This is a genomic window from Bacillus atrophaeus (assembly GCF_001584335.1).
Taxonomy (GTDB): Bacteria; Bacillota; Bacilli; order Bacillales; family Bacillaceae; genus Bacillus; species Bacillus atrophaeus.
Genome location: NZ_LSBB01000015.1, coordinates 1 through 10,266 on the forward strand (window position 1 = coordinate 1; position 10,266 = coordinate 10,266).

Sequence of the window (10,266 nt, forward strand, 5' to 3'; positions counted from 1 at the left end):
CAGCAGCTGGAAGATGGAGGCGTCGGCTACAATATGCCTGCGGTGCTTGAGCTGGAAGGCAAGCTTGACCGCAAACGGATGGAGACGGCTTTCCAAGCGCTGATCAGCCGCCATGAGTCGCTCCGGACGTCCTTTGAAACCGGAAACGGAGGGGAGCCGGTCCAGCGCATCCATCATGAGGTGCCGTTTACGGTGACCGAAGAGAACTCGGCGGATGCGTTTATACGCCCTTTTGATCTCAGCCAGGCTCCGCTTTTCAGAGCGGGACTCGTAAGAGAAACAAACGAGCGTCATGTCCTATTGGTCGACATGCATCATATCATTTCTGACGGCGTCTCAGTCAATATGCTCATTCGGGAATTCGGGGCATTGTACGCCGAGCGGAAGCTTGAGCCGCTGCGCATCCAATACAAAGATTACGCCGTATGGCAGCAGGAATTCAAAAAAAGCGACACATATCAGAAGCAGGAATCTTATTGGCTGAAGCAGCTCGGAGGGGAGCTGCCTGTGCTTGAACTGCCGGCGGACAAGCCCCGCCCGGCGGTGCGAAGCTTCGCCGGTGACAAGATCTCATTTACTCTGGACCAAGAAGTCACGTCCGGCCTGAACCGCCTCGCGCGGGAAAACGGCAGCACCCTGTATATGGTGCTTCTTGCGGCCTACTCAGCTCTATTGGCCCGTCTCAGCGGGCAAGAGGAGATTGTGGTCGGATCGCCGATCGCCGGCCGTCCGCATGAAGACCTTGAACCTGTGCTCGGCATGTTCGTGAACACGTTGGCGCTTCGGACACGCCCGGAGGGCGGAAAGGGTTTCACAGACTATTTGCAGGAAGTCCGTCAGACAGCACTGGAAGCCTATGAACATCAGGATTATCCATTTGAAGAACTGGTCGAAAAGCTCGACGTTTATCGAGACACAAGCCGCAATCCGCTGTTTGACGTCATGTTCGCTCTTCAAAACATAGATCATGAAAATCTGATGCTGGAAGATTTGCGTCTTCGGTCTGCTGATATTGAGCATAAAGTGTCCAAATTCGATTTGACACTTTATGCATCGGAAGAACCCAAAGGGGAGCTCCGTTTTCATCTGGAATATAATACTGATTTATACAAGAAAAAAACAATAGAACAATGGCTAAAATACTTGATTCATATCTTCCGGGAAATCACCGAAGATCATTCAGTAACTCTAGGGAAAATCAATATAGTTGATGAAGATGAGACAAGATTAATCATTCACGAATTCAACCGTACAAAAATGGAATATCCAAGGCATGAAACAGTCAGCCGCCTTTTTGAAAGGCAAGCGGCAAAAACTCCTGATGCCGCAGCCGTTGTCAGCCATGGACAAACATTGACTTATCATGAACTGAACAATCGGGCGAACAGGATCGCGGCGGTGCTCCGGGCAAAAGGGGTCGGTCCTGAAAGTGTCGTAGCTTTATTGACTAAGCGCACACCAGAGCTTGCGGCCGGAATATTAGGAATTTTGAAAGCAGGAGGGGCTTATCTTCCTATCGGAGAAGACACGCCGTCAGAACGAATAGAATGGATGCTGTCAGATAGCGGGGCTGGAATTCTCCTTCAATCTGAAAAACTCGGGAACGATTTCTTAAATATAGAAGGAGAATATGAACAAATTTTCATCGAAGAGAGTCAAGAGCAAGGAAATGATACGGAAAACCTTGAATCACTTGCCGGACCGGATTCACTTGCCTATATCATCTATACATCCGGATCAACTGGAAAACCAAAAGGAGTAATGATTGAGCAGCGAAGTGTCATTCGTCTTGTGACAAACAGCAATTATATTGAGGTTACACCTTCAGACCGGCTTCTGATGACTTCTTCATTTGGTTTCGATGTAACCACTTTTGAAATATTCGGGCCGCTGCTTAATGGCGCAGCTCTATATATGGCCGACAAAGAAACGTTCCTTGATTCTCATCAGCTTGAGACATACATACACCAAAACGGAATCACAACATTATGGCTGACTTCACCTCTTTTTAATCATTTGACCGAACAGAATGAGAATACGTTTGCCGGTCTGTCCACATTGATCATAGGCGGTGAGGCTTTATCTGCCAGCCACGTCAATCGGATTCGGAAAGCCTGTCCGTCACTGGCAATATGGAATGGATATGGGCCGACTGAAAATACGACGTTCTCAACCTGCTTTGAGATTGAGAGATACTACGAGCATTCAATACCGATTGGCCGTCCGATTGGAAATTCAACAGCTTATATATTAAACAGCTGGGGAATGCTTCAGCCGATTGGAACAGTCGGAGAATTATGTGTTGGCGGTGATGGAGTAGCAAGAGGCTATCTTGGCCGTCCTGAGTTAACAAAAGAAAAATTTGTGCCTAACCCTTTTGCAATTGGCGAACGAATGTACCGAACCGGCGATTTAGCCTGCTGGCTGCCGGATGGAACCATTGAATATGCCGGGCGTATGGACGAGCAGGTGAAAATCCGCGGCTACCGGGTCGAGCTTGGTGAAATAGAAACAGCGATTCGGCATATAGACGGAGTCAAGGAAGCTGCCGTATTGGCGCGCCCGGGACAGTCTGGAAGCAAAGAGTTAGTCGCATACATGAGTTTGCAAGCAGACATGGATGCTGAAAAAGTACGTTCACAGCTTTCCGGCACATTACCGGGATATATGATACCTGTATATATGATTGAAATGGACGCTCTTCCGCTGACCGCAAATGGGAAACTGGACAGAAAAGCGCTCCCTGAACCGGAACTCTCATCAAAATCAAAGTACGTACAGCCGCGAAGTGAGCTTGAAGAACAGCTTGCGCTGATATGGCAGGAAGTGCTTGGCCTTGAGAAAATCGGAATTGAAGATTCGTTTTTTGAACTGGGCGGAGATTCAATCAAAGCTCTTCAAGTATCTGCACGTCTTGGTCGTTACGGCTGGAGTATGACGGCAAGCGATTTATTCCGGCACCCGAGAATCAAAGATGTATCTGCTGTAATTCGCAAAACAGAAAGAGTGATTGACCAAGGGCCGGTGAAGGGCGAAGTTCCATTGACACCTGTCCAGCACTGGTTCCTTACTCAACGTATAACAGACAGACACCATTTCAATCAGTCTGTGATGCTCTTTCACTCCGGCAGATTGATAGAGAAACCGCTGCGGGAGACTTTACAAAAGCTTGCGGAACACCATGACGCACTTCGTATGATATACCGCAAAGAGAGCGGACATGTAATACAAATCAATCAAGATATTCATGAAACAGAATTGTACACTTTGAACGCCTCAGATTTTTCAGATACAGAAGCTTGGGAAAATGAAATTGAGAAAGAAGTCGCAGCTCTTCAAAGAGGGATGAATATAGAAGAAGGACCGTTGTTAAGAGCAGGCTGGTTTAAAACGCCTTCGGGAGACTATTTGTTCCTGACAATTCACCATCTAGTCGTTGACGGGGTATCGTGGCGGACTTTGCTTGAAGATTTGTCTGCCGGCTATCATCAAGCGGCAGCTGGGCAATCCATTCAGCTTCCGCCCAAGACAGATTCATATAAGGAGTACGCAGAACGCCTCCAAGATTACGCGCAAAGCAGCAAGCTGATTCAAGAAGAAGCTTATTGGCGTTCTGTAGAAGAGGAAACAATAGCGGCACTCCCATATGAAAAGCCGCAGCACAATGATACAAATGACAGCAGTCAAAACACAGTGCGCTTTACACTTTCTGAAGAAGACACGACCGTCCTGCTTCAAAAAGTAAATCACGCTTATGGCACAGATACACAAGATATTCTGCTTACGGCAGCAGCATTAGCGATTCGGGACTGGACCGGGGAAAGCAAACTTCGGATTGCGATGGAGGGACACGGAAGGGAAAACATACTCCCTAATGTGGATATCAGCCGCACAGTCGGGTGGTTCACCTCAATGTACCCAGTGCTTCTTGAGATTCAAAAAGAGTCAGGCGAGTTGGGAACTGCGGTGAAAACAGTGAAAGATACGCTTGGGCGAATACCTCAGAAAGGGACCGGTTACGGCATTTTAAAATATATAACAAAGCCGGAGAACAAAAGCATACAGTTTGGGGGAGCTCCCGAGATCGGATTTAACTACTTAGGGCAATTCAACGATACAGAGCAGCAAGAAACCTTCAGCTTATCAGGGCTTGCAAGCGGGGAGGACATCACACGCTCATGGCAGCGTGAGCAAATAATAGAGATCAGTGCATTGGCGGCGGAAAACAAACTGCACTTTAATCTCAGCTATCCGCCAAACCGATTTTACAGAAAAACGATGGAACATCTTTTGAACGGGATTCAAAACTATTTGCAAAGCATTATGAAACATTGCGCAGGCAAACAGGAGACAGAAAAGACATTGAGCGATTTCAGCAGTAAATCGTTGACAATGGAGGATTTGGACAGCATTTCCGACTTAGTTCAAGAACTGTAGAAAATCGTGACAGGGAGACATGAACATGACAAAAGCGAATTCTATTCAAGATATTTATCCGCTGTCTTACATGCAGGAAGGGATGCTTTTCCATTCCCTTCTGCATGAAGACTCACGGGCATATTTTGAGCAAGCCGTATTTTCAATCGCAGGAGAAGTGCATTCACGCTTTTTTCAGGACAGCATCAATGCCCTAGTGGCACGCCATGACATTTTCAGAACCATTTTCATTAACCAAAATGTTTCCGCACCGCAGCAAGTGGTACTCAGAGAGCGGACTGTAACCGTCCAAGAAGAGGACATTTCTCACTTAGACGAATCCCGTCAATCTGAATTCATCGAGAACTATAAAGAAAAGGACAGGGAGAAGGGATTCAACCTGCAAAAAGACGTGCTTATGCGCATCTCTCTCCTGAAAACTGGGAAACAGCAATATACCTGCCTCTGGAGTTTTCATCACATTGTGATGGATGGCTGGTGCTTCAGCATTGTGCTGAAAGAATTTTTCCAAATTTACGCTGCCCATATCAACGCTTCACCTTTAACCCTGGAGCCCGTCCGGCCATACGGAAGCTACATCAATTGGCTGATGGAGCAAGACAAGGAGCAGGCGATAACCTACTGGAAAAGTTATCTTGCCGGATATGAGCAGCAAACTGCACTGCCAAAACAGAATAAAACAAAGGACAAGCAAAAAAGCGGACAAGCGCATGTCACGTTTTCGTTCTCAAAAAAAGACAGCAGCAGACTTTCAGAAATGGCTGTAAAGGAAGAGGTAACACTCAGTACATTGTTTCATACGCTGTGGGGCATTCTGCTGCAAAAATATAATAACACCGATGACGCGGTCTTTGGATCAGTCACCTCAGGAAGACCTTCTTCTATTGAGGGGATTGAAAATATGGTCGGCCTTTTTATCAATACAATTCCAGTACGTGTGCAAGGAGCTGATACGCCGGTTTCCGAGCTGATGAAAAGGATGCAAAAAGAAGCTTTGGCTGCTGAAGCGCACAGTTACCATCCCCTATACGAGATACAGGCACACTCTGCCGTAAAGCAAGGTCTGATTGATCATATTCTTGTTTTTGAAAACTATCCTGTCCAGAATGAAATCGATATGCTGAACAGTCACGATGATGCCCAAGAACTCTTTCAGATTCATCATTTTTCAGTGGCAGATGAAACCAATTACAGCTTTTATCTGATGGTGGCGCCGGGTGACGAAATCCATATCAAAATGAGCTATGATTCCGGTGTATACGATCGATCGTTTATATTAGGGATCAAAGGGCATCTGACTCATATGGTTTCGCAAATTCTAGACAACCCGGATATCTCTCCCGCCGGAATTGACATCACAACGAGCAGCGAGAAACATCTGCTGCTCGGAAAAAAGGAAGCTGATGCACCTGCTTTTCAAACGATTCATTCTATGTTTGAGAAACAAGCGGAACTGACGCCGAATATGCAGGCCGTCACCTATCAAGGCCGGTCAATAACATACAGAGAGCTCAATGAAAACGCCAATAAACTGGCTCGGATCTTGCGAAAGCGAGGCGTAAGAAGACAAGAACCGGTCGCCATCATGGCCGAACGCTCACCTGAATTAACGGCCGGTATCCTCGGAATCTTGAAAGCAGGCGGCTCTTTGGTCCCGATTGACCCAAATTATCCGCCTGAAAGGATCCGGTTTATTCTTCAGGATAGCTGCTGTTCACATTTGGTATCACACCGAAGCCTGGCCTCTTTGTTGGAATCGGTCAATGAGGAAGCTTTAAGGACTGTTACATATACGGAAGAAAGTGCGCAGGAAGAGGACGGAAGCAATGTGAAGCCCGTCAATACAGCGGATGACTTGCTGTATACCATTTATACGTCGGGCACAACCGGGAAACCAAAGGGCGTTCAGCTTGAACATAGGAGCATGGCAAATTTGCTGCACTTTCAATTCACAAACTCCGGAATTAATTTTCGGACTAACGTGCTCCAATATGCCACACCTGCCTTTGATGTCTGTTATCAAGAAATATTTTCAACGCTGGCTGGAGGCGGCACAGTCCACATCGTGCCTGAACCTATCAAAAGAGACGTTTCTCAGCTGTTTGCGTTTATCGCCGACCATAATGCAGAAATTGTATTCTTTCCAACTGCGTTCATTAAAATGATGTTCAGCGAGGAAGAATACGCGAACACATTTCCTGATGGCGTGAAGCATCTGATTACGGCCGGGGAACAACTAACGGTCTCCCATCTCTTCCAACAAGTACTGCGCCGTCACAACACGGTGTTACACAATCATTACGGACCTTCTGAAACCCATGTCGTGTCTGCTTATAGCATTCATCCGGGGGAGCATATCCCTGAAAGTCCGCCAATCGGCAAACCGATTGATCATACGCATATGTATATTTTAAACAAACAAAAACAGCTTCAACCGAAGGGCATCGCGGGTGAATTGTATATTTCCGGTTCAAGCGTGGCAAGGGGGTACTTCCGCAATGAAGAGCTGACTCGCGAAAAGTTTTTGCCTGATCCTTTCAGACCCGGAGCCACGATGTTTCGCACAGGCGACATGGCAAGACTGTCAGAGGACGGCAATATTGAATATATCGGCCGGACCGATGATCAGGTGAAAATCCGGGGTTACCGGGTCGAACCTGGAGAAATTGAAATGACATTACAGAATCACCCGAAAATTAAGGAAGCAGCGGTTATCATTAGGCAAGATCATGACGGAGAAAATGAATTGTGTGCTTACTACAGTGCGCCTAACCGATTGGATTCTCAAGCTTTGCGCCGCTATCTTGCAGAAGTAATGCCGGAATATATGATTCCGTTAAAGTGGGGATGGGTGGAAAGCATACCGCTGACTCCGAATGGAAAAGTCGACAAAAGATCTCTTCCAGAACCGGAAGCTGCCGCAGATGATAAGCAATATGCCGCACCGAGAAATCTTACGGAGCTGAAGCTGGCACAACTTTGGGAAGACGTGCTGAAAGACGGCCCGGTGGGAATCCGGGATAACTTTTTCGACCGGGGAGGACACTCATTGAAAGCAACAGCGCTTGTCTCCCGTATTGCTAAGGAGCTCGGCGTTAAGGTGCCGCTTCAAGAAGTGTTTGCTCATCCGACGGTGGAGGGTCTGGCTGCTGTCGTCCGGGAAGCTGAGGAAAACCCGTATGCGGCAATTGAGCCGTCACCAGAACAAGAGGTTTATCCTGTCTCATCAGCGCAAAAGAGAATGTATGTGCTTCAGCAGATGGAAGACGGCGGCGTCGGCTACAACATGCCGGCGGTACTGGAACTGGAAGGAAAGCTAGACCGCGGGCGTTTGGAAACTGTATTCAAAAAACTGATCAGCCGCCACGAGCCGCTTCGAACCTCCTTTGAAGAAGGGACAGACGGCGAGCCGGTCCAGCGCATTCATTCAAAAGTAACATTTGCTTTATGTGAACAAGAAAAGACAGCGGCTTTTATCCGTCCTTTTGATCTCAGCAAAGCCCCGCTTTTACGGGCAGGCCTAATCAAGGAAACAGACGAACGCCATCTGCTCTTGGTCGATATGCATCACATCATTTCAGACGGTGTGTCCGTTCATACGTTGATTCGAGAATTCGGCGATTTGTATGCACACCGAACGCTTGAACCCTTACGTATTCAATATAAAGACTATGCTGTGTGGCAGCAGGAATTCAAAAGTGGCGGCACGTATCAGAAACAGGAAGCTTACTGGCTGAATCAGCTTAGCGGTGAGCTGCCTGTGCTTGAACTGCCGGCAGATAAGCTTCGGCCGGCAGTGCGAACCTTCGCCGGAGACAAAGTTTCATTCATCATCAGCAAAGAGATCACATCCGGTCTGAAACAACTTGCACGCAAAAACGAATGTACTCTGTACATGACGCTCCTTGCTGCATATACAGCATTCTTGGCGCGGCTGAGCGGACAGGAAGAAATAGTAGTCGGATCGCCTATTGCCGGACGGCCGTATGCCGATCTTGAATCTATACTCGGCATGTTCGTCAACACACTGGCGCTCCGGACACACCCTGAAGGCGGTAAGCGTTTTTCAGAATACTTGCAGGAAGTGCGACAGACGGCGTTGGAAGCCTATGAGCATCAGGATTACCCGTTCGAAGAGCTGGTTGACATGCTCGGTGTCCAGCGGGATATGAGCCGCAACCCGTTATTTGACACGACGCTTACGCTCCAAAACATGGAACAGCAAAAGCTGCAATTAGACGGTTTGCAACTTAAAACCGCAGATGTTGACCACCCAATATCTAAATTTGATATATCTCTTTATGTAATGGAGAACGAGGAAGAGCTTTATTGTCAATTTGAATACAGCACTTCATTGTTTGAAAAGGAAACGATTCAGCGCTGGTCGCGATTTTTCTTGAGACTGGTAGAAAATACTGTTAGCAGCCCTGACACAGAATTAGACGACATCCCCGTGCTTACAAAAGAAGAAGAGAAGACCTTTATTCAATCATTCAGTCCGCTTCCGACAACAAGCTTTCCGCTGGCTCAGACACTGCATCACCAGCTTGAAAAACAAGCGGCAAAAACACCAGAACGGCCGGCTGTCTTTTACGGAGAGGAGGTTATCTCCTACAAAGAACTGAACGAACGGGCCAACCAAGTCGCTTGGGAGCTGATTGAAAGGGGAGTTACATCAGAAACTGTCATTGCGATCACAGGCAGGCGGTCACCGGAAATGCTGATTGGCATATATGCCATTTTGAAGGCGGGCGGCGCTTATGTTCCTATCGATCCGGAGTACCCGGAAGAACGTATCCGCTTTTTACTGAAGGACAGCGGTGCTAAGCTTCTTTTAGTTGAATCCGGCAGTTTCGAGATCCCGTCTTTTGAAGGTGACGTACTAGATCTCAACATAAATGTCAGCCGAGAAAAGAATCATCTTATCAATCCCGATGTGTCAGTACGGTCGAATTCGTTAGCCTATATCATCTATACATCAGGCTCAACCGGAACGCCAAAAGGTGTGCAGATCGAGCATCAGTCGGCAGTGAATTTTTTGCAATCCCTGCAAACCCGCTATCCGCTTAACGAATCGGATATGATTTTGCATAAGACATCTTATTCGTTTGACGCTTCCATATGGGAGTTGTTCTGGTGGCCGTACGCAGGTGCTTCCGTTTTTCTGCTTCCTCAAGGAGGCGAAAAGGATCCCGAAATGATGATAAAGGTGATAGAAGAAAAAAGAATAACGGCAGCTCATTTTGTTCCCTCTATGCTGCTTGCGTTTTTAGCATATGTGAAAAATCGCGCTGTACCGATGGTACCTAACGGCCTGAAGCGAGTATTTGCCGGCGGTGAGCAACTGGGCGCACATCTTGTCTCCCGTTTTTATGAACTGCTGCCCGGTGTAGAATTGACCAATTCTTATGGGCCGACAGAAACGACAGTAGAAGCAGCATACTTTGATTGTCCGTTAGGTAAAGACCTGAAGCGAATTCCAATCGGTAAACCTATTCACAATCTCCGGCTGTATATTTTAAACAAGAAAAAGCAGATTCTGCCGACCGGTTGTACAGGCGAACTGTATATCGCCGGGAATGGGGTGGCCAGAGGCTACCTGAATCGCCCCGAGTTAACGACGGAACGCTTTCTCTCCGATCCCTTTTATCCTGGGGAACGGATGTACAAAACGGGAGATCTGGCGCGCTGGCTGCCGGACGGACAGGTTGAGTTCCTCGGCCGTTTGGACGATCAAGTCAAAATCCGCGGCTACCGGATCGAACCCGGCGAAATTGAATCAGCTCTCCGGAACTTGGAAGGCGTGCAAGAAGCAGCCGTCATCACCCG

2 protein-coding genes are annotated in these 10,266 nt (G+C 47.5%); both read left to right on the top strand.

Translation table 11 applies throughout. The features are described from left to right. Positions 1-4,437, top strand: a 4,437-nt coding sequence (locus tag AXI57_RS08125; protein ID WP_238380174.1) for an amino acid adenylation domain-containing protein, incomplete at its 5' end; no start/stop codon positions are given. 25 nt (positions 4,438-4,462) lie between these two features. Beyond that, on the top strand, positions 4,463-10,266 hold a 5,804-nt coding region (locus AXI57_RS08130), incomplete at its 3' end, for a non-ribosomal peptide synthetase (protein WP_155724084.1).